The organism is Paenibacillus cisolokensis, assembly GCF_018403665.1.
Lineage (GTDB): Bacteria > Bacillota > Bacilli > Paenibacillales > Paenibacillaceae > Paenibacillus_AH > Paenibacillus_AH cisolokensis.
On the sequence record NZ_BOVJ01000019.1, the window covers coordinates 18,314 to 43,722 of the forward strand.

The following is a 25,409-nucleotide window of genomic DNA, read 5'->3' on the forward strand; positions in this document are numbered from 1 at the left end:
CGGATTTCCGCTTAATTCCACAGCTTCTTGCGGTCCTCGTACATCCGATTGATCGTCGCCTCCGCCTGGCCGATTCCCATTCCCTCGATTTTCGCAAGGAAAGCGTCATACCCTTGATTGAACTGGTCATCGGACGAAGATACGATCAGCTTGACCATTTCGTTGTAAGCCAGTTGATTGATTTTGGTCATCGCTACAAATTCATCGCTTTCCGGCTTCAGGACAAGTCCCGCCACATCCGAGAAATCCCAGCTGGTGCTCCTTCCTTCCTCGATCCAGTCTGTTCCCGACTCGCCGAATCCCTCGTTGATCCGCTTCTGCTCCTCGTCCCACCATATCGAGAAGTCCAGCTGCGCCCGGGCTGTTTTATAGCGATAGCTCGGATGCTCGTTCATATCGGTGCTGAACGTCAAGTAACCGAAATGACCGTACCCCCGCTTGGCGGCAAACAGTTCGTCCGTCTGCCAGCCGTTGATTTGATACGTCGTAATTTCGAGCGTTTGCTGCCCGTTATCTTCGCCGATATAGAAATCGTACCCTTCTTTATCTTCGCCGTCATAATTAATAATGCCGAGCTGGGCCAGATTGCCGTCATACGTGTTCAGCCAGTTGACGAACTGCATGAACCTTACCGGATCAGCCATCTTCTTGGTGATATAAGTGCCGGCATCGTAGCTCGTGCCATAACCGATATACGTCGTTTTCTCGACGTGGTCGCCCGCCTTCGGCAGGAAATATTTGAAGCGGAAAGGTTTGCCGTTCTGGTTGAAAATGCTGTTCGCCTCGTACATCGTATCGAACCAGTGTCCGATAGAAGAGAATACTTTCTCCGAAGCCATCTTCGCCTGCAGCGCATCCTTGTTTTGGACCGGGGATTCCTTGTCGATCAATCCTTCCTGGTACAACCGATTGAGCCACTGAAGAGCGTGCCGGATGCTTTCATCCTTGAATTTGTAAATCAGCTTGTCATCCTTCGTCCATACATAGTCTCCCAGTACTCTGACGCCTTCGGCGCCGCCGAGCGTAGCCACCATCGTATTGAAGAAGTTCTCGTCCCCAAGCGCCAGCGACATGGGCACATACTGCGGATACGTTTCTTTCACTTCTTTCAATAATGCGTATATATCGTCAAATGTCGTCGGCTTGTACCAGCCTTTCTCTTCCAGAACATTCGTCAGAAACTGAAAGCTGTTGCCCGCTTCCAGCATCCGTTCCGCACCCGGCATAATATACCCCGGCGGGATTTTGTATATTTTCCCGTCTTCGCTGCGGAGCTTATCCAGGTCTTCACCCAGGTTCGCCTTTAGTTGGCCGCCATACTTGTCGATCAGATCATCCAACGGAATGACGTGTCCGCCGTCGATAAATTTCTGCGCAATCGTCGGGTTCGCGATCACCATGACGTCCGGATACTCTCCGCTGGCCAGCAAAATATTGAGCTTCTCATCCACATTGGTCGGCGGCACTTCCAGCTTCAGGCGCACCTTTGTCAAATCGTATACTTGCTTCAAGATCGGCGCGTCGTCAGCGGCTGTCTGGTGATCGGGCCAACCGAGAAGAACGCTGAACTCCGCATCCGGCCACGTCGACATATCGCCTTCGAGCACAGCCGTTCCTTCTGTCCCCGCCGGCTCATTTGCGCCTTCGTTGCTTGCTTCTTCGCTCCCGGAACAGCCGGCGAACAACGAGATGGCGAGTACAGCGGCCAACATGACGACAAGCGGTTTCTGAAATTTCATTTTTTCCATTTGCAGCCCCCTCCTTGTTTGAAAGCGAATTCATTTTAGACCTTGATTGGTCTACCCTTTGATCGATCCCAGCAGCATGCCTTTCACGAAATATTTCTGGACAAACGGATATACGCAGAGAATCGGAACGGTCGCCACCATCGTGATCGCCATCTTGACCGCTTCCGGCGTCACCCTGATCATCCCGCGGCGGGCCATGCTCGCTTTCATCTGATTGATCATCGCCCCCGCTTCGGTTTGATTCAATATTTTCATCAGTACGTATTGAAGCGTCTGCAGGTCGTTGCCGATGGTGAAGAAAAGCGTATCCTGCCACGAATTCCATTGGCCCACCGCTACGAACAAGCCGATTGTCGCCATGACCGGCGTGGACAGCGGCAGCATGATCCGGAAAAAACGTACAGATCGTTTGCGCCGTCGATATACGCCGATTCGATCAACGAGTCGGGAATCGTCTTGAAGTTGGTGCGAATCAGAATCATATGAAAGGCGCTGATCAGCCCCGGTAAAATATAAACCCAGAACGTATTGTAGATATGAATCGCTTTGAACAAAATAAAGGTCGGGATCAAGCCGCCTGACACGAACATGGTCAAGATGAACAGCGTATTCCAAAACTTGTAGCCTACAAGATCCCGCTTCGTCAGCGCATAGGCCAGCATCGCCGTGCATAATACGGATGTTACGGTTCCGATTACGGTGCGGAGCACGCTCATAACCGCGGCGTCAACCAATGCGTCATACCGGAAGATGACCGCGTAGTTGGACAGCGTAAATTTGCGGGGAAAAACGTCAGGTCTCCGCGCATGGAATCGACCGCATCATTCAACGAGTAAGCGAGCACATGCAAAAACGGATACAGCGTCACGATCATCAAGCAAACGAGGGCGCAAGTATTGACCGTATCAAAAGCGATATCTTTCCATCTGTGTCTCATCCGGTTACCTCTCTTCTTACAGAATGTTGTCCTCGCCCAATCTCTTGGCGATATGGTTCACAATAAACAACAGGACCAGAGATACAACCAGGCGGAACAGGCCGACTGCCGTCGCAAAGGAATACATGGCGTTTCCAAGCCCCATTCTGTACACATACGTATCGATGACTTCGGAGTACTCGCGAACCATCGGATTGCCCAGCAAATAGGAAGGATCGAATCCGGCGTTCAAGATGCCGCTGACGCTCAGGATGAGCAATACGACGATCGTCGGACGAATGCAGGGCAGCGTGATATGCCACATTTTGCGCAATCGTCCCGCGCCGTCCACGCTTGCCGCATCGTACAATTCGGTGTCTACGGCAGACATGGCGGCAATGTAGATGATGGCGTCCCAGCCAATGGACTTCCATACATTGATGCCGACGACCAGTATCCAGAACAAATGAGGTTCGGCGAAGAAAAAGATCGGCTCGTCGATGATCCCCAGCTTCATCAGCATCCGGTTCACCAGCCCGGCGGATGGCGACAGGAGCGTCAGAAAAAGGTTGGCGACGACCACATACGAGATGAAATGAGGGAGATACGATACCGTTTGGACCGTACGTTTGAAGAAGACGCCTTTCACTTCATTCAGCAATAGCGCCAGAATAACGGCTCCCAATGTGCCGAATACGATATTCAGCACGCTGATCGCCAATGTGTTGCGGAGCAGCGCAAATAACATTTCATCCTGGAAAACGTCTGGAAATGCTTGAACCCGACCCACGCGCTGCCCATAATCCCTTTTCCCGGATTATAATCCTGGAAAGCCATAATCCAGCCCCATATCGGCGCGTAACAAAATACAATCGCCCAAATGACAAACGGAATACTGAAGCAGAGCAGTATTTTCTGCTTCCTGATCTTCCTCCACAGCCGTCCCCGCTGCAAGGCAGCGGTCAGATCCGGAACGGACCCGCTTTGCGCATCATTCATTTCGATACATCCTCTCCGTATACAAGCCCCGTCGTCATCACTGTTCTTTCCGGTAAGGCTCCATGGACTTCAGTTACCACTCCCGTCTTCAAGTTTTGGTGAAAGCGTATACATCTTATGATGCTATCATACAGCAGGAGGCAATAGGAGAATATCCAAATTACTGGACATTCATATTTGTAAACGATCTTTTTGGGGCTGTCCGGATTACGGACGATTGCGAAAAACGTAGTGGGCACGAATCGCGAGGTTAGGGTAAGAGTTGGAGAGAAACCCGGCTTGGCGTCGCCTTCCGCCGGGAAGCGGCGGAGAGCATGGACCGTGGCAGTCCGATGCCGATTTCGAACCGGGCGGCGAGTCCCGGTTCGATTCGGATCGGGGGCGGCTATGCCGCGACGATGCGGCGCATCATCTGCGGGCCAGCAAATACAGAAAATACGGCGCGCCGATCACCGCGGCGACGATGCCGGCGGGAATTTCGGACGGCTCGAGAATCCAGCGGCCGATCGTATCGGCCACTATGAGCAGAAGCGAGCCGGTCAGCGCGGATGTCGGCAGAAGCAGCCGATGCTGCGGACCGACGAGACGGCGCGCCAGATGGGGGCCGATCAGGCCGATGAAGCCGATGCCGCCGCTTACCGCGACGGATGTGCCGGCCAGGCCCACAGCGGACGCCAGCAGGGCGAGCCGCTCCTTCTCGACGGGCGCGCCCAATCCCGCGGCCGTCTGTTCGCCGAGGTTCAACACGTCGAGCGCGCGCGCCTTGCTGTAAACGTACGGAAGAAGCAGACAGATCCACGGAAGAAGCGCAAGCACGTATTTCCAGTTCGATCCCCATATGCTCCCGGCGAGCCATGTCGCGACGAACTGATATTTTCCGGATTCAGCCGCAGCGTCAGCACGATCATCGCCGCATTGATGCCCGCGGCAACCGCAATGCCGGCGAGCACAAGTCTGGTCGGCGAGATACCTTCATGCCGCTTGTACGCAAATGCATAGACGAGCAGCGCCGCCAGCCCCGACCCGAGCAGGGCGAGCAGCGGGAGCAAAAAGATCGAACCGATCGGCAATGACGGGAATAGCGAGACAACGAGCATGACGAACAGCCCGGCGCCGGCATTGATGCCGAGAATGCCGGGGTCGGCCAGCGCATTGCGGGAAACGCCCTGCAGAATGCAGCCGGACACGGCCAATCCGGCGCCCGCCAAAATGGCGATGACGATGCGCGGCAGCCGGAACTCGAACAATACGAGCGACTGCTTGTCCGTTCCCATGCCGAACAATGTCGTGATGACTTCAACCGGCGTCAACGGCGTATAGCCGACGTTCATGCTGAACACAAATGCGGCGACGACGAGGGCGCCGATGATCGCCATCACCGCAATGCCCCGCCTTATTCTGCGGCGTTGGCCGGTTAACACCTGGTACGTTTCCACTACAATCCTCTCCTCTCTTTACGCGCCAGATAAAGAAAGAACGGCACGCCAAGCAGCGCGATCAGCGCCCCGAGCGGAATTTCGCTGGGAGGATTGATCGTTCTCGCCGCCAGATCGGAGAGAATGACGAGCAGGCTGCCGAGTATCGCCGAGCACGGAATGATCCAGCGGTAATCGACGCCGACAAGGTAGCGTGTAAGGTGGGGAATGATCAGGCCGACAAATCCGACGGCCCCGACGACCGCGACGGCGGAGCCGGCCAGCACAAGCACGACGACCATCCCCGCGAGCTTGACGAGTCCGGTCCGCTGTCCGAGACCTGCCGCGACTTCTTCTCCCAGACTGAGCAGCGTGATCGAACGGGACAGCATGATCGCGGCGAGCAGCGCGCCGGCGACCCACGGCGCCATCAATCCGAGCTGCTCCCATGTCGTCCCCGCCACGCCGCCCGCAAACCAGAACGCCAGGTCCTGGCCGATGTGGAAATATAGCGCGATGCCTTCGCTGAGCGCCGTCATCAGGGCGCTCACCGCGGCTCCGGCGAGCACAAGGCGAAGCGGCGTCAATCCTCCCCGCGCCAGCGAGCCGATGCCGTAAACGAGCCCGGCGCCGATACCCGCGCCGACGAAAGCGTACAAAATAAGCGTCATAAACGACAGTCCGGGAAAAAAGGCGAAGCATATCGCCATCATGAGGCCCGCTCCGGCATTCAGGCCCAAAAGGCCGGAATCCGCCATCGGGTTGCGCGTCATCCCTTGCATCATCGCCCCCGCGACGGCTAAGCTCGCGCCGACCATCGCCCCGCCCAGCACGCGGGGAAGGCGAAGTTCCCGTATGATCTGATGCGCGGTCAAGTCCGGATTGAAACGAAATATCGCTTCCCACACTGTCATCCAATCGATATCCGCCGCGCCGAACATTACGGATACGGCGACGAAAACGACGAGGGCGATGAAGCCGCCGAACAGAATAATGGCGGCGGCCAGCGGCCTGGACCGGATGACCGGCGCGGACGGCTGAGCCGCATCATTCGTCATGTCGGATACAGCTTGCATATCTGTTCTCCTTTACTTCGATGTTACGGTTTTGCATGTTGTTCGTTTCCGGCAATGCCGCAATGTAAAGCTAAAATCTTGGATTTCGGGTCTTTCCTCCGTTCGTATGTCGTGATAATGATACTCATTATCGTATATTATATCGATTTGCTTTCCCTGTCTATAACTTTCGGCAAAAAATATATCGTGCGATCGGCTTCCATACGCGAAAAAAAAGAGATCAATCAGTCCTCTGATTCATCTCTTTTCACATCTTCATATCTCTTTTCATATCTCTATTCACTTATCGCTTTCTTTTATTGCTTTTTCATTTATGCTTTTCCGGCAACCGCCCTTATGCCCGCTTTTTGTTTACGACTTGGAACATGACCGCTGCAATAATAATCAGTCCCTTGATGACTTGTTGCGGGTAAGCCGGAACGTTCATAAGGTTCATGATGTTGCCGATCAGGCCCAGGATGAATACGCCCAGCAGCGTGTTGAGCGCTGTGCCGCGCCCGCCGTTCAGAGACGCGCCGCCGATGACCACCGCGGCAATCGCGTCCAGCTCAAGCCCGGAGCCGATGAGCGGCGAACCGACCCCCGTACGGGAAGTAATAATGATGCCGCCGATGACGGACAGGCCGCCGGCAATGCAGTATACCGCCATTTTGTAGAAATCCGTCTTGACCCCGGAGAGCGTCACAGCCGACTCGTTGCTGCCGATCGCTTTGATCATGCGGCCGAACACTGTGCTTCTGAGTACGAACACCGTGATCAGAAACACGATGAACATCACGCATACATGCAGCGGAATGCCAAGGAAATATCCACGGTCAAACAATTCCATCGCCCGGTTGTTCACCATGATCGGCGAGCCTTTGGAGATGATGAACGCGAGACCGTTCGCAATCGTCATCATCGCCAGCGTGGAAATGAACGGCGCAATATTGCGCTTCGCTACGAGATAGCCGGACAGGCAGCCCAGCGCCAGACCGGTCAGAATCGTCAGGATGACTGCAACCGGGAACGAATAGTCGGCCAGCAGCACCGCCGAAATGACACAGCCCAGCGCCGCGAACGCGCCGACCGACAAGTCGATCCCCCCGGTCAGAATGACGAGCAGCATGCCCATGCTGATGATGCCGATCGCCGCAAGCTGGCGAAGCAGGTTGAACATATTTTGCTGTGTAAAAATACGTCGGACAGCATGCTCGCCACCATGACGAGGATGATGAAAATGATCACGGTATTGTACTTGATAAAGAAATCCAGCACTTTTTTTCGGCGCTTTGCTCGTTGCGCACGATGAGCGGCGCAGACGGGGTTGCTTCGGACTGCGCGGCTTGTTCGGCAGATTTCACCTGATTCATGTCATACTCCTCCCACGGCCAAGCTCATGATTCGATCTTCCGATAATTCCTCTCGCGTCAAAGAACCTTTGATTTCGCCCTCATTCATGACGTATACCCGGTCGCACATGCCGATAATCTCCAGAAGTTCAGACGAAATCATCACGATCGCCATCCCTTTGGCCGCAAGCTCGTTGATCAGCTGATAGATTTCGACTTTCGCCCCGACATCTACGCCGCGGGTCGGCTCGTCCAGAATGAGCACTTTCGTGTCGGTATGATACCATTTGGCCAATACGATTTTTTGCTGATTGCCGCCGCTCAAGTTGCCGGCTTCTTTTTTGTAGCTGTCGGTCTTGATGCGCAACCGTTCGATCAGGCTTTCCGCAATTTGACGCTCTTTGCCTTTCATAATCACGTTGCCGAACCGCCGGATCATCTTCGTATTCGTCATCGTCATGTTCTCGCCGATCGGCATCTCCAGCACAAGACCGTCTTCTTTCCGGCTTTCCGGCACCAGGCCGATGCCTTGGCGGATCGCCTCCCGCGGCGAGCGAAGCTTGAGCGGACGGCCGTCCAGCTCGACTTCTCCCCGCTCGATCTTGTCGATACCGAACAGCGCTCTCGCGACTTCGGTTCTGCCGCTTCCGACGAGACCGGCCAGACCGACGACTTCGCCCGCCCGTACCGTGAAGCTGACATCCTTCAGCTTCTCCTTCGTCGACACCTGCTTGACCCGCAACCGCTCCGGCCCAGGCTCAACATTCCGTTCGGGGAACAGCGTCGTCAGCTTGCGGCCGATCATCATGCCGATCAGCTCTTCCTTGGTCACTTCGGACGGCCGTACCGTGCCGGTTACCGCACCGTCCTTGATGACGGTGATCCTGTCGGCGATTTCGAAAATTTCTTCCAGCCGGTGCGAAATATAAACGATGCTGACGCCTTGATCCCTTAGCTTCTTCAACACCAGGAACAGCTGCCTGACATCCTTCGGAGCAAGCACCGCCGTCGGCTCGTCCAGAATGAGCACCTTCGCGTTTTGCGACAGCGACTTGCAGATTTCCACGACCTGCTGGTAGGCGACGCTGAGCTCTCCCACCAACTGCTGCGGATGAATGTCAAAACCGATCCGATTGAGCAGTTCCCTGGCTTTCGCGTTCATGTCGGACCACCGGATCATGCCGTGCTTCCGGATCAGATTCCCGAGAAAAATATTTTCGGCCACCGTCAGATCGGGCGCCAGCGCAAATTCCTGGTAAATGATGCCGATGCCAAGCTGCTTGCCCTGGTTCGGATTTTTGATCTCCACCGGCTTGCCGTTCAGCTTGATCTCGCCGCCGTCCTTCTGGTACACGCCGGAAAGCACCTTCATCAGTGTCGATTTGCCGGCGCCGTTTTCGCCCAGCAAGGCGTGAATTTCCCCGGGCCGCACCTTGAAGGTGACGTTCTCCAGCACCTTTACGCTGCCGAACGACTTCTTGATTTGGTTCATTTCGAGTTGATATTCGGCCGCCATTACGCCATCGCTCCATTCACCTGGACAGGCATCCCCTGCTGAACGGACAAATTGGCCGCATGCGCGATTTTTACCGCTTTCAGCCCGTCGCACGCGCCGACAAGAGGCGCGGAGCCGGATCTGATGCAGTCGACAAAGTGGCGGGCTTCCTTGACATAAGCCTCTGCAAACCGGTCGGTAAAGGATGGCGCGGCCGGAAGCTTGATTTGACGGTCGCTCGTGGCGGTTGCGATGTCGATATAATTCATTTGCCCGATGGAGATCACGCCCTCATCGCCAATAATTTCCGTTCTTGCGTCGTATCCGTATTTAATATTGAGCAAGCCTTCCACTGTCCCGAGCGCGCCTCTCTTGAAACGAAGCGTGGCGGCGATCGTATCGTTCATCATCTGTCCGCCGCACAGACGCAGTTCCTTCTGTGAGGACAGGACGGCTGCCTGCGCGAACACCGTGTCCACCTCGTCGTTCATCAACCAGCGGATGGAATCGTAGTCGTGCGAGCACAGCTCGAACGATATGTCTCCCGACTTTTCCGGATAACAGCCCCAGCCCGGAACCGGGGGCAGACCCGGGTCCCTGCTTGTCGAGCGGATAAAGACCGGCGTTCCGATCGCGCCTTCCCGCACCTTTTGCCACGCAGCCTCGTATCCACGGTCAAACCGCCGCATAAAACCGAGCTGAAACACTTTACCGGTCTCTTCGACCTTGCGGACGATCTCTTGCGCATCTTCAAGCTGCAGCGTCAACGGCTTTTCGCAGAACACATGCTTGCCCGCCTCCAGCGCTTGAACGGCAATCGCTTTATGCGTCAAAACCGGTGTCGTAATGACGACCGCATCCACTTCTTCCGATTGCAGCAGCTCCGCCGTATCGGCATACGCCTTTGCGCCCAGCTCGCCGGCCAGCGCCTTGGCGGCTTGCGCATTCGCATCGCATACCGCCGCCACTTTGCAGTCCGCAACATAGCGGTAAAAGTTCCAGGCATGCAGCCGACCCATTCGGCCTGCGCCAATAACAGCAATTCCGATCTTGTTCACAGTCAGTCCCCCAAAACGACAGTATAGCCAGATTCACTGGCTATATTGTCTTCTTTTATTAGAATTCGGCGTCCGGATTGTAGTACTCGTCCACATTTTCTTTCGTAATCGCCACGGCAGGCGTATACGAGGTTTTCGGGAACGTCGCGCCTTCCTCCAAAATTTGAAGCGCCGCATCCAGACCCGTTTTGATGATCAGCACCGGATCGTTCAACCCCGTTGCGCCATATTTTCCGTCTTTGATCAGTTCAAGCGCTTCCTTCTGCCCATCAGCAGCCGCCGCGATCAAAATTTGGTTTTCCTTGCCGGCTTCGATAATCGCCTTGCGCGCGCCGATCGCCATGCTGTCATTTCGGTAATGAGCAGATTGATATCGGGATGCGCGACAAGAATATCTTCCATGGCGCTCAGGCCGCCTTCCGTAGCCCAGTTGCCCCAGCCCTGCGCGACAATTTCGATTTTGCTGTCGCCGCGATTTCGGAGCTGCGCTTCGATAATTCCCCGAATGACGCCCTGGCGGCGTTCGAGACCGGCCGGATTGCCCTGCTCGCCGCTGATGATGGCGGCTTTAATCTCTTTGCTGCCAAATTGCGCCGCAACCCATTCGCCTACCTTCACGCCGTTTTCCATGTTGTTCGACTGGATGGTGGTCACATAATCCGCTTTCTCGGAAATGGTGCTGTCGACAATGACTACCGGCACCCCTTTGCTGCTGGCCGATTTGGTTGCCGGCACCAGGCCGTCCGGGTCCGCCGGGTCAAGCAGCAGCAGATCGATGCCTTGCACCAGCATGTCGTTCACGTCGTTGATCTGCTTGGTCATATCACCCTGCGCATCGGCGGTAATCAGCTTGATACCCAGTTCTTCCGCATAGCTCTTGGCCGCATTCATCATGGCGACGAAATAAGGCGCGTTCTGATTTTTGATGGAAAAGCCGATCTTGATCTCGCTGCGCTCCTTGTCGATTTTCGTGCCGGCCGCATTCCCTTGCGCCGCTTGGCCGGACGAGCCGGCAGACTCGTTGCCTTCGAAGGAACATCCGGAAAGGATAATGGCCAGAATCAGAATCAATGCGGCTAATTTCGGTTTACGAATCTTGCTCATGCGCTTTTCGCCTCCAATAGTAATCGGGATCGGATCATTCCGACGCGATCGTGATAAAAACCTTGAACGCTTTATCCTTGTTGTCGTCCAAATATTCGAACGCTTGCTGAACCTTATCGATAGTAAACGCTTTCGTTTTTAACGGTTGCAATTGCACCTTGTTGCTGTTAACCAGCGCAAGCGCGTCAGCAAAGTCCTCTTTGGTGTACATCAGGTCGCCGATCAGCTCCAGTTCTCTATCCTGAATGAGATTGACAGGAAGCAGCACGTCGTCGTTGACGACGCCGACAATGACAATCCGGCTGCCCTTCCTGGCGATTTCCACGGACTGGCGAACGGTCGACGGCAGCCCGACGCATTCGTAGATGATGTCCATTCCGTCCGGATGAATGGCATGAATCGCATCCTTCAAGCTGCGCGTCGCGGTGTGGATCGTATGCGGTATGCCCAGTGTCCGCGCCACCTGCAGACGATATTCCAATATATCCGCTACCGCCACGACAGCGCCGGCAGCCTTGGCCGCCTGCGCCAACAGCAGCCCGATCACGCCTCCGCCAATGACCAAAACGCGCTTGCCGGCTGACGTCAACCCTTTCTTGACGGCGTGAACCGCTACCGCCAGCGGCTCCAGCATCGCCGCATCCTCGAACGGCATCTTGTCATCGAGCGGAATCACCTTCTCCCACGGCACGGCAATGTACTCGCCGAAAGCGCCGTCCGTCTGGCAGCCGATCACTTTCAGTTCCTCGCATATGTTGTAGCGGCCTTCGCGGCAATGGAAGCATTGGCCGCACACGAGCGAGGGCTCCACGCAAACCTTGTCCCCCGGCGCCAATCGGCCTTCCGGGACGCCGTTGCCAAGAGCCTCGACCACGCCTGAAAACTCGTGACCGGGCACAACCGGCAGCGTAATGAACGGATGGCTGTCGTGGAAAGCGTGAAGGTCCGTTCCGCATATGCCGGCAACCGCCACTTTGATGAGCGCTTCGCCGGGACCGGGAACCGGCTTTTCCGTCTGAATCAGCTCGAATCTCTGTTTCCCGGCCAATCTGGCTTGAAGCAATATCGTCACCCCCTTTCCCAAGCGGCCTCCTATTATCGAAAGTCGGACGCGATTTGTTCCAGTTTGGCAAACGTCCCACTGTCGATTTCCAGATGAAAGACTTCCGCGATGACTTGCGTCCAGCCATGGATAAAATACATCCAGCCGTCTGCCACATGAAGATTGGCTTTATCCTTCTGCTTCAGCGCCTGATGCATGAACAGCAGATCGCCGCGGTAATTCAGTTCCCACACGACGCTGTGGGATGGAAATACGGCATTGTCGGTCAGCGGGGAGCCCGGCCGGTCTTTCCCCAGCCCTGTTGCGTTGATCACCGCCGAATACGGCTTCAGGCTGCCCAGTATGCGATCGCTTTGCTCCGTTTTAGTCACGACCGTATAGTCAACCGGAACCGAAGTCGATACGTTTTCGATCACCGTTTTCATTTCGAGCAGCCGTTTCTCGTCCCGATCGACAACGTAGACTTTCGAAGGGCGATCGCTTCCTTTGCTGTCATGAACCAGATTGGACGCAATCGCAATGCCGCTGCCGCCCGCTCCAAGAATTAGCGCTTCGCCGCGGTGCTCCGACCAGAATCCGGCCGGGATAAAAGCTTCCATCGCGAGCCGGCTGGTGAGCGGATCCTTCGCATGCCCGACGAGCTTGCCTCCTCGCTTGGAGATGCAGGACAGCTCGCCGAACAGACGCGCGCTTTCATCGAGTTCGTCGAACAAATCGGCTGCGGCCTTGTAAACATTGATTTTATGGGTCGTGACAAGCGCCCCGAGCGACAGCTCATCCTGCTTGATGAACGACACGACCTCGCGGTATACTTCCGGGTCGGCGTTCAGCTCGATATCGATCCCTTTAATGACAGCATTCAAATTCAGCGCTTTCGCCCACAAAGGGAACAGCTTCATAATGGAAGATTGAGATGTCGTGACACCGATAAAATAAAACGTGGGCTCATGCGCTTTGACCAGATTCACTTGACGAATCGCTCCTTTCTCGCAATCGTTCTACTGCCCGCAGCCTGCCGCGGATTGTACGTCGGCAAGCGGCCGATCGTCTTCGGCTCGTTGTCCCTGCTCACGGCTTATCCCCCTTGCTGCTGAAAAACGACAGAATATTTTGCGTCGACTCTGTCGTCATGCGCTGCGCCGCTTCAATCGTCGCCGCCGCATTGTGCGGCGTCAGCACGACGTTGCCGAGCTCGAAGAGCGGCGAATGCTTCACCGGTTCCTCGCTGAACACATCCAGCCCTGCGCCGCGGATCAGCCCTTCCTTCAGCGCTGTATACAGATCCTGTTCGCTCACGACGCCGCCCCGCGACGTATTGACCACGATGGCTTCCCGTTTCATGCGCCGGAATACGTTTTCATTCAGCAGATGCTTCGTCTCTGCCGTCAGCGGCATATGTACGGATACGATATCGCTTTGCCGGATCAGCTCATCAAACGTGACCTTGTCGGCGCCCAGCTCGTCAAAAACAGCTTCACTCACATAAGGGTCGTAAGCGAGAATATTCATATCGAAGCCTTTGGCGCGTCTGGCCACCGCCCGACCGATCGCGCCGAATCCGAGAATGCCGATCGTCTTCCGATACACTTCCATCCCTGTCGTTTTGGACCATCGTCCTGCGACCAGATTGGCGTGATTTTGCGGAATTTTCCGGGCAACCGCCAATATCAGAGCCAGCGTATAGTCGGCGACCGACTCGGTATTGACGCCAGGCGTATTGAAGACTTTAATGCCTTTGCTTTCCGCATAGCCGACCGGAATATTGTCGATGCCGACGCCGTATTTGGCGATCACCTTCAATTTGGACGCCGCATCGATCGCCGCCTCGCTCAGCTTGTCGGTTCCAATGATGAGCGCGTCCGCATCGCTCAACAGCTCCCGCATGCGGTCGTCCGGCAGCGGACCGATTTCGCGGACCGTTTCAAAGCCTGCCTGCTCCCACAGCCGGTCAATATCCTCGTTGTACATGCCATATGATCTAGGGGTAATTAGTACCTTCGGCATAACGAACCCTCTTTAATCCATTTTTGAAGCAGGTCCGGAAGCTCGGCCAGATGATCGATCCAAGCATCCGCATCCTGCAGTTCGGCGTTGCCGCCAATGCCGTAGCGGCAGCCAACCGTCAATATCCTGTTAGCCTTGCCGGCCTCGATATCGGAAACGCGATCTCCGATCATGACCGCCGCCTCTGCTTTCGATTCCTCGAGCAGCATAGCGACCAGATCGACTTTGGATTTTGTCTTCTGCAGCCCGGCGCAATAAAGTTTTTCGAAGACTTCCTCGATGCCGTGTATCTGCGCTGCCGTCGCAACATATTTTGCACCGCCGTTGGAAGCGACGAACAACCGGTAGCCCTGGCTGCGGAGCAGCGGCAATACCTCCCGGACGCCCGGGTACAAGGCGGAATAAATGGGCAAATATTCTGCTTCGACTTCTTCCAGAACAGTCAATGCCGTATCGCGCACCGCTTCCGGAACATCAGGCAAGAGCTTGCGAAAAATTTCCGTCGTCGTCATGCCGATAACGGAAAGAATATCCGCATCCGACCATTCGACATCCATAGCGAGCCGTCTCGCATGCAGTCTTGCCAGCGTCTCCTTGTATGTAAGCTGCGACATTCTGCCGCTGTCCAACAGCGTGCCGTCCATATCGAAAATGAGTGCGATTTGTGCCATAATTATTTGCCCGCTTTGCCGTAACGTGGATTGTCGACCAGCACCGCTTCGCCGTTCTGCTCGACCGAGAGCTTCGCGAAGCCTTCGGTTTCGATATCGCCGTAATTGTGTCCCGCGTCGCCCGGATAGGCGGCGAAGAAGACGAACGGCTCGTCGCCGGTATTGACGGTGCGGTGCGCCCATTCCGGAGCGACATAGGCGACGGAGCCGGGCACCATGTCGATCGACGCGAACGCGCCGTCCTGCGTCTGCATCAGCAGCTGCCCTTTGCCTTTGAGGCAAAAGTAGATTTCGGCCCGATCCAGCACCTCATGATAGTGGCCTTTCGTCATGAAATATTCATTGCCGACCTTTCCGGGATACAGAATCGTCACACAATGCTGGATATGGGCGGCCGTTTCCGGCACGACGACGTTGTAGACCACGTAGATAAGCGGATTTTGCCCGAGCAGCTGCCGTACGGCTTCCTGATCGTAGTACATGTCTTTCATATGGGACAGATTGCGGGTGATCACATGGCCTTCGGGATTCAATTTGCCTGTGGCAAAGTCCAGTTCGGTAACAAACGGCATAAATTTTTCTGTCATCTCTCCAGCACTCCTCAAAATTGGTTTAATTTATCGTAAACGGGCGTCAGCTGACGGTACGTTTCATCAAAAAGTTCAAAGTAGCGGCTGTACGTTTCGCTGCTTGCCGGATCGGGCGAGTGCACGCTTACCCGCTTGACCCACTTTTTCGCTTGATGAAAATCGCTTATCAGGCCGACGCCAACGGCCCCCGCCATTGCGGCTCCCATGGAGGTCGCCTCATCCAGATAGGCAGGCACATAAATGTCAAGCCCGTAAACATCGGCCAAAATTTGCCGCCAGAGCGTGCTTTTCGCTCCTCCTCCCAGGACCCACATATGATCGATCGGCGCGCCTTCCTTGCGGAAGGTGTCCAGCACGATCTTCAGGTTGAGCGCCACGCCTTCCATGACGGCTCTTGCCATATCGCCCCGGTTATGCGTGATCTGGAGACCGACAAAAGCGCCGCGCGCGTGCGGGTTCCACCTGGGCGACCGCTCACCCATCAGGTAAGGCAGAAAGAGAAGCTTATTGGCCGTGATCGGGGATTTCCGGGCCTCCTCATTCATCAGATCGTAAATCGACCTGCCGCCCGGATTCGGAAACAGCAGCCTGGTCGCCCACTGCATGGAGCCGCCGCCGCATTGCATCGTTCCGTTCGGCGAATACAGGTCCGGGTCCAAATGAACCCATGTATACGTTTTCATTTCCGAATCAAAGATCGGCTGCTTGGAGGCTGTCGCAACCCATGAAGATGAACCGATGTAGTTGAACGCCTCGCCCTCGGCCATCACGCCTACGCCGGCCGCCGCGCACACACCGTCTCCGCCGCCGATCACGACCGGCGTTCCTTCCAGCAGTCCGGTCTGTTCGGCCGCCTGCTTATGGACCTTCCCGACCATATCGGTGGATGCGTGCAGCTCGGGGAATAGTCCGGCGTCCAGCCCCCATGCGCTCAATATGTATCCGGACCAGGTTTTAGCGACGAGGTCAAAGCAGTTCGTTCCGCAAGCATCGGTATAGTCCGTGGCCAGAGCGCCCGTCAGACGATAGACGAGATAGTCTTTGGCCTGCAGCATTTTGAAGGCCTTCGCGTAGATCTCAGGCTGGTTTTCCTTCACCCATTTCAATTTCGCTCCCGAATACGAGGAGCTGATGCGATGTCCGGTAATCCCGTACACATCGCGCATGCCCAGCAGCTCCTCCAGCTCCGCGGCTTGCTTCCCGGCCCGCATGTCGGCCCAGATAATGGCGCGCTGCAGCGGTTCGCCGTTCCGGTCGACCAGCAAGCAGCCGAGCATTTGCCCGCTGAAGCTGACGGCCGCAATATCACTTTTGGCAACTCCCGTCTTCTCCATGAGCGACTTCGACGTTTCGCAGACGGCCCGCCACCAATCATGCGAATCTTGCTCCGCCCATCCCGATTGCGGATAGTAGGTTTCATACCCGTGAAAAGCGCTGGCAACCAGCTCCCCGTCCTGCGAATACAGCGTGGCTTTGTTGCCTGTCGTCCCGATATCGTGCGCGATCACGTATTGTGCCATTCAATCCTCTCCCTTGGATAGTATGACGTGAGGCGTACATCATGACATAATGTTATAACTACCAGTTGACGTAAAAAATTTTGGGAGCAACGGAGACAGCTATATTTTTTTATAATCGACTCTTACGGTGAACTTGCTCAAATCTCCCCGGTACCTTGCGATGGAGTATTCGAACGGCTTGTCGTTGCTCAAATAGGCCACCGTGCGCGTCAATTGGATCGCGGAACTGCTCGAAATTTCCAGCAGGCTGGCGTCTTCCTCCGATACCGTCACCGCTTCGATATCGCGTTCGGCGTATTTGATCTCAAAACCGTATTGCTCGCTGAGCGTCTTGTAAAGCGAGTGCTGCTCGAAGTCGGTATCGAACAAACGCGGCGCGATGGAGCAAGGTATATACGTAGTCAGCAAAACATACGGCGTATCTTTAATGTAGCGAAGCCGTTCCAAACGATAGAAATCGTGAACGTCCGGTCCGAATATTTTCTCCAGGGTCGAATTTTTGCTTAGCACGATCTGCTCCAGCACTTTGGTTTTGTAAGACAGCCCCTTCTGGCTCATTTCCTCGCCGAAGCTGCTCAAATTCTCCAAAAAGATTGGCTGATTTTTTTGCTGGCGACAAACGTGCCTTTGCCGTGTTCCCTTCTCAGCAGTCCCTCGACAACCAACTCGTTGATCGCCTGCCTGACCGGTGTTCGGCTTATATTGTACATGTCCATCAAGTCTCGTTCGGAAGGAATCGGTTCGTCCGGTTTTAATTTCCCTTCTTCGATCTGATTTTTGATTATCGCCTTCAACTGATAGTACAGCGGAAGCGGAGCGTCTTTCTCAATCTCTTTGATATCAAACTCCATTCACTTAGACTCCTGTTAAAATTTTTTGGTTTGCCCGTTACGGTTATCAACGTCCATCGTACGACACCTATCTTATAACGACGTAATTACCAGTTGAGAAAATTAAAGCACACGATGACATCGTTGTCAATAGGCATTTACCGAGGTCAAAGCGGCGACGCCCGAGCCGACCCGAAGACGAAACGGAACCCCCGGGCAAGCGGCCATTCCATCCGGCCGCTTGCCCGGCCGCCGATTCGCTTCAGCGCAGCCGCAGGGCGGCTTCGTTCCACAGCAGTTCCTTGCGGAATTGGCGAACATCGGTTCCTTGGCGAATGACGGCGCATTCGATGCCGGCCAGTTCCGCCCAATCCTCCAGCTGCTCCGTCGTCACCTTGTACGACAGCACCGTATGATGCGCGCCGCCGGCGTATATCCATGCTTCGGCCGACTCGGCCAGCGAAGGCTGCGGCTTCCACAGCACACGGGCCACCGGCAGCTTCGGCATCCTCCGGTCCGGCTGCACCGCCTCCACCTCGTTCACGATGAGACGGAACCGGTGTCCGAGATCGATGAGCGATGCGTTGACGGCGGAGCCCGACCGTCCGTCGAATATCATCCGCGCCGGATCGCTCTTGCCGCCGATGCCGAGCGGATGGACTTCGATTCGCGGCTTAGTCGCGGCAATGGTCGGACATACCTCCAGCATATGAGCGCCCAGTATCATTTCGTTACCCGGTTCGAGGTGGTACGTATAGTCCTCCATAAACGACGTCGATTCGTTGCCGGCCATCACTTTCATCACTCGCGTCAGCGCCGCCGTCTTCCAGTCCCCTTCTCCTCCGAAACCGTAACCGGCCGCCATCAGCCGCTGGACCGCAAGTCCCGGCAGCTGCTTCATCCCGTGCAAATCTTCGAATGTCGTCGTAAACGCCTGGAAGCCTCCTTCCTCGAGAAACGACTTCAGGCCAAGCTCGATACGGGCCTGTTCGGCGACGGCGTCCCACAGCGCCGGATTGCCGCGCGTATCGGCGGATATGTCGTACGTTTCGGCGTATTCGTCCAGCAGCCGTCTCACATCCGCTTCGGAAACCGCTTTCATCCGGTCGGCGAGATCGCCGATCCCGTAGCCGTCGACCGCCCAGCCGAATTTCACCTGAGCCTCGACCTTGTCGCCCTCGGTCACCGCGACCTGGCGCATATTGTCGCCGAACCGCGCGACCTTTAACCCGCGGCTGGCGGTATAAGCGACGGCCGTTCGCATCCAGGCGGCTATGCGCTCCCGCACCCGCGCATCCTCCCAGTATCCGACGACCACTTTGCGGGCGATGCCGAGCCTTGCTCCGATAAATCCGTATTCGCGGTCGCCGTGCGCCGATTGATTCAAATTCATGAAGTCCATATCGATGCTGTCCCATGGAATATCCCGGTTAAATTGCGTATGAAGATGCAGCAGCGGCTTGCGCAGCTCCGACAGGCCGGCAATCCACATTTTCGCCGGCGAGAACGTGTGCATCCACGTGATTACGCCTGCGCAGCGTTCGTCGGCATTGGCTTCCAGACAGAGCCGCCGGATGCTCTCCGGCGACGTCAACACCTGCTTGAACGCGACCGCAAACGGCAGCGCATCTTCGGCATCCAATCGTTCCGCTATGTAGCGGGAATGCTTCTCGACCTGCTCCAGCGTCTCCGGTCCGTACAAGTGCTGGCTTCCCGTTACGAACCAAAATGTATACGGCTTCGTATGCAGCATAAGAAAACGCCTCCTTCGGCAACTTAAAATGGCACAACCTCGATTCATCTTGTACGTACAAGTTACCTCTCCATTGTAGCCGGATTCTCCTGCCGATTCAATATGCCTGAAGCCGCCATTCGCGAATTATTTTACCGCCAGCACACGGTATGAACGGTTGCAGAACGAGCAGCGAAACACCATGCCGTCCTCGCCTTGCATCAGCTTGAGCCTGTCGTCGTCTTCCGGCTCTAGAATCGCTCTGCCGTGCTCGTCCGTATCCGCCGTATCGAAAAATCCACCCGGTTGCCGCAATCGCATACGAAGGTCAAAACCATCATGCTTTCTCCTTTCCGCTTTTTCGATAATACTTGACATTGATACATTTTGTATCATAAAGTACTAGTAGCAGGTAAGAGTACACCGGTACTTCCTTTTTCCGGAAGCCCGGTCTGGCGAGGAGTAATACGATGACGATGGGAGAACGTTTAAAGGAACTGCGTCTGAAAAGAAATTTATCACAAGAAGAAGTGGCCAGACAACTCGGCATTACCCGCTCGGCATACAGTCATTACGAAATCAACAACCGGCAGCCCGTTTATGAAACGCTGATCAAACTGTCCGACTTTTTCGGCGTATCGGTCGATTACATGATCGGGGGCGGGCACAGCCGCGGCGCTCCCCAAGTGACGCCGGAAGCAATCGAAATCATCCGTCTGCTCGACGACATGGATCAGGAAAAGCGCCAAAAGTCACTCGACAAAATCAGGGATGCGATCCGGCAAGCCGACTAGAAGCCCCGGCCGACCGCCAGGCGCCCTCGAACCCCCGCTGCGCGCCGGGACTCTGCCCCGCCGCCTACGCCCGGTCAGGCCGCTTTCGCGCATTGGCCGCCGCCCTTTCGACCATGAGCCGGAACGCGTCCCGGAACCGCTCGGACAAGCCTATGGCCGCCGTGAGCAGAGGCGACGGCAAGATGACGGCGAATGGCGAACCGGCGGCCGCCACCGCCTTCCGGCATGGCGCCGCTTCCTCGGGCGGCCGTTGCCACCCTTTCGGCCAAAGCGATCGAACGCAGGCAGGAACCGACGCCGGCATAACGGGCGCCGTAGGCGCGTACAGCGGAAGGGAAGCGGCCGATAAGACTAAGACGCTCCGCCCTGCCTTCTGTTCACCAGCCTCCGCTTCCTTTCACTTCCTTTGCCGGCAGCCTGATCCGGAATACGCTGCCTTCGCCGGGAACGCTGTCGGCCTCGATCGTGCCGCCGTGCGTTTCCACGATTTCTTTGGCGATCGCAAGCCCAAGTCCGCTGCCGCTGCATTTCGCGGAATTTCGCGACTTGTCCTTCTTATAGAAACGATCGAACAGGAACGGCATGTCCTCCGGATCGATCCCCGGTCCCGTATCATGCACGGCGATTTCCAGCCGGTTGTCGCGGGGACGGTAATCGAACACGATATGGATGCGGCCGCCGCTTTCCATATGATCGAGAGCGTTGTAGATCAAATTCGCCATCACCTGGTCCATACGCGCCGTATCGATGCGGATGACCGCATGCTCCGGATTCCACGGCGCGCCGCCGGAGCGGAAGCTGCAGTCCAGCTTGATCCCTCTCGTTCCCGCATCGATTTCGTAATGCTCGCACAGCCGCGCCGCCCAATCCGCCAGCTTCACATCGCCGAACTGGAACGGGATTTGCCCCGCTTCCAGCTTCGACAGCTCGAACAAGTCCTGAATCAGTCCGTTCAGCGCTCCCAGCTTGTTCAGCATCATGCCGATATATTTGTCCTGCTGCTTCGGATCTTTCACCACACCGTCCTTCATCGCTTCCAGATAACCTCGGACAAGCGTCAGCGGCGTCCGCAAATCATGCGAAATATTCGTGATCAGATGTCGTCTCGAACGCTCCATCCGCTCCAGTTCCCGGTTCGTACGCTCCAGCGTTTCGTTGGAACGCCTCAACTCTTCCGTCCGCTGCGCAATCCGCTCTTCCAAGTGGGCGTTCAGCTCGCGAAGCTCGCCGGTTACTTGACCGACGCGCCGCAGCGCGCCGGAAAACCGGCCGGATATAATAAGCGCCTGCATCAGAATGAAAAATAAAGTCCGAACGGCACCAGTTCCGTCGATTGCAGCCATTCGTTGTACATCAGCATGTCATGGACAACCGTAACCGCGAACGCGAGTATGCCGGTCATGGCGAACGCCGCGCTTTCCCGTTTGCGCCAGCAAGCCAGCGCCATAACATACAGCGAATAGACGCAAACGACGAAAATGTACAGTTGATATCCTCCCAGCAGCTTCGTGTAGACGATGGACGGCGTCGACAGCGCAAGCAGCGCCAGCGCTCCGCCGCTTATGAGCGCCGCCCGCATAAAGGCTTTGGAGGCTTCGCCCGGAAACAGCCGGTAAATATAAGCGTATCCTGCGACACCGCTCAGCGCGAACGAGATGTAATCGATCTTCATGCCAATCTCCCAGCCGAGCGGGAGCCATTGCAGCAAAATCGCTTCGCCGGTCACGCTGATCCGCGCGGCTACGAACAGGCACAGCAATCCGAAATATAAAGTAAACCCTTCCTGTCTGCGCAGCGCGTACAAGCCGATATGATAAAAGCCGATAATGAGCAGGCTGCCCAAAACGATCATCGTAATGGCCGTTTTTTTCATCTGAGCGGCGATTAGCGTCTGGCTCGTCCCGACAGTCAGATTTTGGCGAATACCGCCCTTGCGGTGCTCGTAGTTGGAAACCTGCAACACCAATTCCACCGTTCGGGCGCCGCGCTGCAGGATGACGATGCGAGGCGTTTGTTCCGCTCGCGATTGCGACGCTTCGATAGCCACCCTTCCGGCCGACGCCAGCTCGCGCCCGTTCGCCCACAGCTTGTATGCGGTCAGAATATTCGGGATATGAAGCGCGAACGGCTCGTCCCCATCCGGCAGCCGGATGTTCAGCCGGTATGTCGCGTAGCCCTGGCCGCCCTTCATTCCGCTTTCTTCCGGATAGTAATTCCATGTCCCCGGCACCTGCACGGGCAAGCCGGCAACCCGCTGCCAATCCGTATCCGGAGGAAGCAGACGGCCGCCGTAGAACATCCATTCTCCCGCCAACGGCACCGTTCCGTCGCGTTCAAAGTTCCAGCCGCTCAGATCCAGCGTTCCCCCTTCGGCCCGGGGCGCGGCGGCGCCGGCCGGCGCTGCGTATCCGGCGAAGCATAACCCGATCATAACGGAGCAGACGGCTGCCCACACGATCCTGCGCACCGGTATCCCTCCACGTGCTCATTGATTCAACATTCGCGCTTCGTTATAATAGTCGAGAAAGCAAGGAGGATGGAAGATGAACGGTTGCAAAATTCTGGTTGTCGACGACGAACCGGAAATGACGGAACTCATCAGTCTATATCTCCAACGTGAAGGATATCACGTCCATACGGCAGACAACGGTTCAGACGCCCTGGCCATGGCAAGCGCCGTCCGTCCGGATCTGATCCTGTTGGATATTCTGCTCAAAGGGATCGACGGCATCGAAGTCTGTCAGCAACTTCGCCGTTACTCGGACGTTCCCATCCTGTTTCTCAGCTGCAAAAGCGACGATACCGACATTATACACGGTTTGTCGGTCGGAGGCGACGATTATATTACGAAGCCGTTCAGCCCGAGTCAGCTTGTGGCGCGGGTTAAGGCCCATTTGCGCCGAAGCGCGAGGCTTTCCGGCATGCAGCCGGATGAAGAAGAAACGATTCGGTTCGACGGGCTGGTCATCGATCTGGCGGGCCGGACAGTCGAAGTGAACGGCAAACCGGTCGCCCTGTCGGCCAAGGAATTCGACCTGCTCGCTTTTCTGGCCAAAACCCCGAACCGCGTATTCGAATTGGATCTGCTTTACCGGGAAGTCTGGGGAACTGACAGTATGGGCGATACTCGGACGTTGATGGTTCATATCAGCAATCTGCGCAAAAAAATCGAAAACAACCCGGCAAATCCGAAGTGGATCGTCAATGTGCGGGGTGTCGGATACAAATTTAACGCCAAGGAAGGAATCGCATCGCATGTACATCGCTAAAGACTGGAACGACTACGAATTGCTCGACACCGGAGGAGGGGAAAAGCTGGAACGGTGGGGCAGCTACATTTTGCGCCGCCCCGATCCGCAAATCATCTGGCCGATCGAACGCGAGACGGAACGCTGGAAACAGGCTGACGGCCATTACCACCGCAGCTCCTCGGGAGGAGGCAGGTGGCAGTTCCGGACCGCCTTGCCCGAGCGCTGGACCATCTCTTACGGCGACTTGAAATTTTACATCAAGCCGACCAACTTCAAGCATACCGGCCTGTTCCCGGAACAGGCCGTTAATTGGCAATGGATGATGGACAAGATCCGGAACGCAGGCAGGCCGATCCGCCTGCTCAATCTGTTCGCCTACACCGGCGGCGCTACCGTTGCGGCCGCCGCCGCAGGCGCGGAAGTATGCCATGTCGACGCCGCCAAAGGAATGGTGCAGTGGGCGAAAGACAACGTCCGGCTGTCCGGGCTCGAATCCCGCCCCGTCCGCTTCATTACGGACGATGTATTCAAGTTCGTACAACGGGAACAGCGCCGCGGCAACAAATACGACGCGCTCATTATGGACCCTCCCTCGTACGGACGCGGCCCGGGCGGCGAAATGTGGAAGCTGGAGCAGAGCCTGTACCCGTTTTTGCAATCGTGCATGTCCATTATATCGGACCGTCCGCTGTTCGTGCTCATCAATTCGTATACGACCGGCCTGTCGCCGATCGTCCTGCACAATATGCTGCACCTTACGATGCAGCGGAGATTCGGCGGCAGCATTACCGCGGGCGAAATCGGCTTGCCGGTGACAGCCTCCGGCCTGACGCTTCCGTGCGGCATTCTCGGGCGTTGGGAAGCAAAGCGATGACGATGCGGCCGGAAATTCCTATTCTATACGAGGACAACCATTTGCTGGCGGTCGTCAAGCCTCCCGGCATTCCGTCGCAAGGGGACGATTCCGGCGATCCCGACATGCTTACCCTGCTTCGCGAAGACCTGAAACGTCGCTACAACAAGCCGGGCAACGTGTATCTCGGACTCGTCCACCGTCTCGACCGCCCGGCCGGCGGCGCCATGCTGTTCGCGAAAACGTCGAAAGCCGCTTCGCGGCTCTCCGACGCCGTACGGACACGGGCGTTCGGCAAATCGTACATCGCCGTTGTCCACGGCTCGCCAAAGCCGGCATCCGCCAGGCTGACCCATTATTTGCTCAAGGATGCGGCGCGCAACCGGGTAACGGCGCTCCCGGGGCCGGCGCCCGGCGCCAAGGAAGCCGTCCTGACTTACCGGACGGCCGGTCAGGCGAACGGCTTGACGCTCGTCGCCGTCACGCTCCATACCGGACGGCCGCATCAAATCCGCGCGCAGATGGCCGCCATCGGCTGCCCGCTTGCCGGCGACGTCAAGTACGGCGGCAGCAAGCCGGAGGATGGCCGGACGATAGCGCTATGGTCGGCCATGGTCGCCGTCGCCCACCCGGTCACCAAGCAGTGGATGACGTTTCGCTCCCTTCCTCCCGCCCATGCGGCTCCATGGCGCCTATGGCCGGAAGAGCAGCTCGCGGCAGCGGCGGCAATGGCCGAAACGGAGGCGGCGGAATAACCGCGGAATATAAAAAAGAACGGCCAGGAAAGTGATAGCGCAGTAAATCGCCGCCTGGGCCGCCTGAGCTGCCTGGACAGCGCATGGACAGAGCATGGACAGCGCATGGACAGAGCATGGACAGAGCATGGACAGAGCATGGACAGAGCATGGATAGAGCATGGACAGCGCATGGATAGGCAAAGCAATGCTGCAAAAGTGCAG

30 protein-coding genes and 1 pseudogene are annotated in these 25,409 nt (G+C 56.4%); 4 read left to right on the forward strand and 27 right to left on the reverse strand.

What is annotated here, in order from left to right; translation table 11 throughout:
- Positions 1–11 precede the first annotated feature (11 nt).
- The 24 genes and pseudogenes from PACILC2_RS02870 to PACILC2_RS02965 all read right to left on the reverse strand — a co-directional run bounded on the left by PACILC2_RS02870 (position 12) and on the right by PACILC2_RS02965 (position 19,873).
- On the reverse strand, positions 12–1,748 hold the full coding sequence (locus PACILC2_RS02870) for a type 2 periplasmic-binding domain-containing protein (RefSeq protein WP_213527348.1): 1,737 nt from the start codon (positions 1,746–1,748) through the stop codon (positions 12–14).
- A gap of 51 nt (positions 1,749–1,799) precedes the next feature.
- On the reverse strand, positions 1,800–2,093 hold the full coding sequence (locus PACILC2_RS28380) for an ABC transporter permease family protein (RefSeq protein WP_307860321.1): 294 nt from the start codon (positions 2,091–2,093) through the stop codon (positions 1,800–1,802).
- Entirely contained in the window at positions 2,084–2,464 is a 381-nt protein-coding gene (locus PACILC2_RS28385; protein WP_307860322.1) for an ABC transporter permease family protein, read from the reverse strand. Before PACILC2_RS28385 ends, PACILC2_RS28380 begins: the two co-directional genes overlap by 10 nt.
- Positions 2,461–2,685, reverse strand: a complete 225-nt coding sequence (locus tag PACILC2_RS28390; RefSeq protein ID WP_307860324.1) for a hypothetical protein — start codon at positions 2,683–2,685, stop codon at positions 2,461–2,463. Before PACILC2_RS28390 ends, PACILC2_RS28385 begins: the two co-directional genes overlap by 4 nt.
- Positions 2,686–2,701: 16 nt before the next feature.
- Positions 2,702–3,412, reverse strand: a complete 711-nt coding sequence (locus PACILC2_RS02880) for an ABC transporter permease (RefSeq protein ID WP_244863189.1) — start codon at positions 3,410–3,412, stop codon at positions 2,702–2,704.
- A complete protein-coding gene (locus PACILC2_RS26255) occupies positions 3,367–3,663 on the reverse strand; it encodes an ABC transporter permease family protein (RefSeq protein ID WP_244863190.1) in 297 nt (98 codons plus the stop codon). Before PACILC2_RS26255 ends, PACILC2_RS02880 begins: the two co-directional genes overlap by 46 nt.
- Before the next feature lie 408 nt (positions 3,664–4,071).
- A pseudogene (locus tag PACILC2_RS02885) lies at positions 4,072–5,039 on the reverse strand (FecCD family ABC transporter permease).
- Positions 5,040–5,098: 59 nt separating this feature from the next.
- Complete coding sequence (locus PACILC2_RS02890) at positions 5,099–6,154, reverse strand: FecCD family ABC transporter permease (protein WP_213527350.1); 1,056 nt, start codon at positions 6,152–6,154, stop codon at positions 5,099–5,101.
- A gap of 334 nt (positions 6,155–6,488) precedes the next feature.
- Positions 6,489–7,313, reverse strand: coding sequence for an ABC transporter permease (locus PACILC2_RS02895; protein WP_213527352.1), 825 nt, complete (start codon positions 7,311–7,313; stop codon positions 6,489–6,491).
- 64 nt (positions 7,314–7,377) lie between these two features.
- Positions 7,378–7,506 (reverse strand): hypothetical protein, encoded by a 129-nt coding sequence (locus PACILC2_RS27775; protein WP_280515256.1) that lies wholly within the window; start codon positions 7,504–7,506, stop codon positions 7,378–7,380.
- Position 7,507: 1 nt separating this feature from the next.
- Positions 7,508–9,001 (reverse strand): sugar ABC transporter ATP-binding protein, encoded by a 1,494-nt coding sequence (locus PACILC2_RS02900; RefSeq protein WP_213527354.1) that lies wholly within the window; start codon positions 8,999–9,001, stop codon positions 7,508–7,510.
- Positions 9,001–10,038 (reverse strand): Gfo/Idh/MocA family oxidoreductase, encoded by a 1,038-nt coding sequence (locus tag PACILC2_RS02905; RefSeq protein WP_280515257.1) that lies wholly within the window; start codon positions 10,036–10,038, stop codon positions 9,001–9,003. The genes PACILC2_RS02900 and PACILC2_RS02905 overlap by 1 nt, the downstream gene beginning before the upstream one ends.
- Positions 10,039–10,096: 58 nt before the next feature.
- Entirely contained in the window at positions 10,097–10,381 is a 285-nt protein-coding gene (locus PACILC2_RS02910; protein WP_213527358.1) for a type 1 periplasmic-binding domain-containing protein, read from the reverse strand.
- Positions 10,324–11,142, reverse strand: coding sequence for a substrate-binding domain-containing protein (locus PACILC2_RS02915; protein ID WP_213527360.1), 819 nt, complete (start codon positions 11,140–11,142; stop codon positions 10,324–10,326). Before PACILC2_RS02915 ends, PACILC2_RS02910 begins: the two co-directional genes overlap by 58 nt.
- A gap of 34 nt (positions 11,143–11,176) precedes the next feature.
- Positions 11,177–12,205 (reverse strand): zinc-dependent alcohol dehydrogenase, encoded by a 1,029-nt coding sequence (locus PACILC2_RS02920; RefSeq protein ID WP_213527362.1) that lies wholly within the window; start codon positions 12,203–12,205, stop codon positions 11,177–11,179.
- A gap of 32 nt (positions 12,206–12,237) precedes the next feature.
- On the reverse strand, positions 12,238–13,173 hold the full coding sequence (locus PACILC2_RS02925) for a shikimate dehydrogenase family protein (protein ID WP_213527364.1): 936 nt from the start codon (positions 13,171–13,173) through the stop codon (positions 12,238–12,240).
- A gap of 100 nt (positions 13,174–13,273) precedes the next feature.
- A complete protein-coding gene (locus tag PACILC2_RS02930) occupies positions 13,274–14,209 on the reverse strand; it encodes a phosphoglycerate dehydrogenase (RefSeq protein ID WP_213527366.1) in 936 nt (311 codons plus the stop codon).
- Positions 14,194–14,880 (reverse strand): HAD family hydrolase, encoded by a 687-nt coding sequence (locus PACILC2_RS02935; protein WP_213527368.1) that lies wholly within the window; start codon positions 14,878–14,880, stop codon positions 14,194–14,196. The genes PACILC2_RS02930 and PACILC2_RS02935 overlap by 16 nt, the downstream gene beginning before the upstream one ends.
- 2 nt (positions 14,881–14,882) lie before the next feature.
- Positions 14,883–15,467 (reverse strand): glucose-6-phosphate isomerase family protein, encoded by a 585-nt coding sequence (locus PACILC2_RS02940; RefSeq protein ID WP_213527370.1) that lies wholly within the window; start codon positions 15,465–15,467, stop codon positions 14,883–14,885.
- Positions 15,468–15,481: 14 nt separating this feature from the next.
- Complete coding sequence (gene xylB, locus PACILC2_RS02945; protein WP_213527372.1) at positions 15,482–16,990, reverse strand: xylulokinase; 1,509 nt, start codon at positions 16,988–16,990, stop codon at positions 15,482–15,484.
- A 99-nt stretch (positions 16,991–17,089) separates the two neighbouring features.
- Positions 17,090–17,578: a GntR family transcriptional regulator gene (locus PACILC2_RS02950; RefSeq protein ID WP_213527374.1), complete on the reverse strand. Its 489-nt coding sequence runs from the start codon at positions 17,576–17,578 to the stop codon at positions 17,090–17,092.
- Positions 17,566–17,841, reverse strand: a complete 276-nt coding sequence (locus tag PACILC2_RS02955) for a GntR family transcriptional regulator (RefSeq protein ID WP_213527376.1) — start codon at positions 17,839–17,841, stop codon at positions 17,566–17,568. The genes PACILC2_RS02950 and PACILC2_RS02955 overlap by 13 nt, the downstream gene beginning before the upstream one ends.
- Positions 17,842–18,082: 241 nt before the next feature.
- Positions 18,083–19,573: an L-arabinose isomerase gene (gene araA, locus PACILC2_RS02960; RefSeq protein WP_213527378.1), complete on the reverse strand. Its 1,491-nt coding sequence runs from the start codon at positions 19,571–19,573 to the stop codon at positions 18,083–18,085.
- A gap of 126 nt (positions 19,574–19,699) precedes the next feature.
- Positions 19,700–19,873 (reverse strand): hypothetical protein, encoded by a 174-nt coding sequence (locus PACILC2_RS02965; protein WP_213527380.1) that lies wholly within the window; start codon positions 19,871–19,873, stop codon positions 19,700–19,702.
- A 155-nt stretch (positions 19,874–20,028) separates the two neighbouring features.
- On the opposite strand from PACILC2_RS02965, the gene PACILC2_RS02970 reads away from it, so the two are divergent.
- Complete coding sequence (locus PACILC2_RS02970; RefSeq protein WP_307860326.1) at positions 20,029–20,346, forward strand: helix-turn-helix domain-containing protein; 318 nt, start codon at positions 20,029–20,031, stop codon at positions 20,344–20,346.
- Between the two features lie 64 nt (positions 20,347–20,410).
- Here PACILC2_RS02970 and PACILC2_RS02975 read toward each other — a convergent pair whose 3' ends face one another.
- The 3 genes from PACILC2_RS02975 to PACILC2_RS02985 form a co-directional block, all read right to left on the reverse strand.
- Positions 20,411–20,650, reverse strand: coding sequence for a hypothetical protein (locus PACILC2_RS02975; RefSeq protein WP_213527384.1), 240 nt, complete (start codon positions 20,648–20,650; stop codon positions 20,411–20,413).
- Between the two features lie 73 nt (positions 20,651–20,723).
- Entirely contained in the window at positions 20,724–21,689 is a 966-nt protein-coding gene (locus PACILC2_RS02980; RefSeq protein ID WP_213527386.1) for a sensor histidine kinase, read from the reverse strand.
- The gene (locus PACILC2_RS02985) at positions 21,638–22,813 is read right to left on the reverse strand and encodes a 7TM-DISM domain-containing protein (protein ID WP_213527388.1); all 1,176 of its coding nucleotides are present in this window, start codon (positions 22,811–22,813) and stop codon (positions 21,638–21,640) included. The genes PACILC2_RS02980 and PACILC2_RS02985 overlap by 52 nt, the downstream gene beginning before the upstream one ends.
- A 76-nt stretch (positions 22,814–22,889) precedes the next feature.
- Between PACILC2_RS02985 and PACILC2_RS02990 the strand changes: the two genes are divergently transcribed.
- From PACILC2_RS02990 to PACILC2_RS03000, 3 genes are read left to right on the forward strand one after another with little or no spacing between them, the layout of a single operon-like run.
- Positions 22,890–23,615, forward strand: a complete 726-nt coding sequence (locus PACILC2_RS02990) for a response regulator (protein ID WP_062492833.1) — start codon at positions 22,890–22,892, stop codon at positions 23,613–23,615.
- A complete protein-coding gene (locus tag PACILC2_RS02995) occupies positions 23,602–24,471 on the forward strand; it encodes a class I SAM-dependent methyltransferase (protein WP_062492832.1) in 870 nt (289 codons plus the stop codon). The genes PACILC2_RS02990 and PACILC2_RS02995 overlap by 14 nt, the downstream gene beginning before the upstream one ends.
- Complete coding sequence (locus PACILC2_RS03000; RefSeq protein ID WP_213527390.1) at positions 24,468–25,205, forward strand: RluA family pseudouridine synthase; 738 nt, start codon at positions 24,468–24,470, stop codon at positions 25,203–25,205. The genes PACILC2_RS02995 and PACILC2_RS03000 overlap by 4 nt, the downstream gene beginning before the upstream one ends.
- Positions 25,206–25,409 lie beyond the last annotated feature (204 nt).

Excerpts from the sequence above, each read along its gene's own strand:
- PACILC2_RS02975 (WP_213527384.1), bottom strand. The coding sequence starts at position 20,650 with ATGCCGGCGTCGGTTCCTGCCTGCGTTCGATCGCTTTGGCCGAAAGGG.
- PACILC2_RS02935 (WP_213527368.1), bottom strand. The coding sequence starts at position 14,880 with ATGGCACAAATCGCACTCATTTTCGATATGGACGGCACGCTGTTGGAC.
- PACILC2_RS28390 (WP_307860324.1), bottom strand. The coding sequence starts at position 2,685 with ATGAGACACAGATGGAAAGATATCGCTTTTGATACGGTCAATACTTGC.
- PACILC2_RS02880 (WP_244863189.1), bottom strand. The coding sequence starts at position 3,412 with ATGTTATTTGCGCTGCTCCGCAACACATTGGCGATCAGCGTGCTGAAT.
- PACILC2_RS27775 (WP_280515256.1), bottom strand. The coding sequence starts at position 7,506 with ATGAATCAGGTGAAATCTGCCGAACAAGCCGCGCAGTCCGAAGCAACC.
- PACILC2_RS28385 (WP_307860322.1), bottom strand. The coding sequence starts at position 2,464 with ATGAGCGTGCTCCGCACCGTAATCGGAACCGTAACATCCGTATTATGC.
- PACILC2_RS02995 (WP_062492832.1), top strand. The coding sequence starts at position 23,602 with ATGTACATCGCTAAAGACTGGAACGACTACGAATTGCTCGACACCGGA.
- PACILC2_RS02955 (WP_213527376.1), bottom strand. The coding sequence starts at position 17,841 with ATGGAGTTTGATATCAAAGAGATTGAGAAAGACGCTCCGCTTCCGCTG.
- PACILC2_RS02900 (WP_213527354.1), bottom strand. The coding sequence starts at position 9,001 with ATGGCGGCCGAATATCAACTCGAAATGAACCAAATCAAGAAGTCGTTC.
- PACILC2_RS02910 (WP_213527358.1), bottom strand. The coding sequence starts at position 10,381 with ATGGCGATCGGCGCGCGCAAGGCGATTATCGAAGCCGGCAAGGAAAAC.
- PACILC2_RS02930 (WP_213527366.1), bottom strand. The coding sequence starts at position 14,209 with ATGCCGAAGGTACTAATTACCCCTAGATCATATGGCATGTACAACGAG.
- PACILC2_RS02990 (WP_062492833.1), top strand. The coding sequence starts at position 22,890 with ATGAACGGTTGCAAAATTCTGGTTGTCGACGACGAACCGGAAATGACG.
- PACILC2_RS26255 (WP_244863190.1), bottom strand. The coding sequence starts at position 3,663 with ATGAATGATGCGCAAAGCGGGTCCGTTCCGGATCTGACCGCTGCCTTG.
- PACILC2_RS02870 (WP_213527348.1), bottom strand. The coding sequence starts at position 1,748 with ATGGAAAAAATGAAATTTCAGAAACCGCTTGTCGTCATGTTGGCCGCT.
- PACILC2_RS02890 (WP_213527350.1), bottom strand. The coding sequence starts at position 6,154 with ATGCAAGCTGTATCCGACATGACGAATGATGCGGCTCAGCCGTCCGCG.
- PACILC2_RS02980 (WP_213527386.1), bottom strand. The coding sequence starts at position 21,689 with ATGGCTGCAATCGACGGAACTGGTGCCGTTCGGACTTTATTTTTCATT.
- araA (WP_213527378.1), bottom strand. The coding sequence starts at position 19,573 with ATGCTGCATACGAAGCCGTATACATTTTGGTTCGTAACGGGAAGCCAG.
- PACILC2_RS02895 (WP_213527352.1), bottom strand. The coding sequence starts at position 7,313 with ATGTTCAACCTGCTTCGCCAGCTTGCGGCGATCGGCATCATCAGCATG.
- PACILC2_RS02940 (WP_213527370.1), bottom strand. The coding sequence starts at position 15,467 with ATGACAGAAAAATTTATGCCGTTTGTTACCGAACTGGACTTTGCCACA.
- PACILC2_RS02915 (WP_213527360.1), bottom strand. The coding sequence starts at position 11,142 with ATGAGCAAGATTCGTAAACCGAAATTAGCCGCATTGATTCTGATTCTG.
- PACILC2_RS03000 (WP_213527390.1), top strand. The coding sequence starts at position 24,468 with ATGACGATGCGGCCGGAAATTCCTATTCTATACGAGGACAACCATTTG.
- PACILC2_RS02965 (WP_213527380.1), bottom strand. The coding sequence starts at position 19,873 with ATGCGATTGCGGCAACCGGGTGGATTTTTCGATACGGCGGATACGGAC.
- xylB (WP_213527372.1), bottom strand. The coding sequence starts at position 16,990 with ATGGCACAATACGTGATCGCGCACGATATCGGGACGACAGGCAACAAA.
- PACILC2_RS02970 (WP_307860326.1), top strand. The coding sequence starts at position 20,029 with ATGGGAGAACGTTTAAAGGAACTGCGTCTGAAAAGAAATTTATCACAA.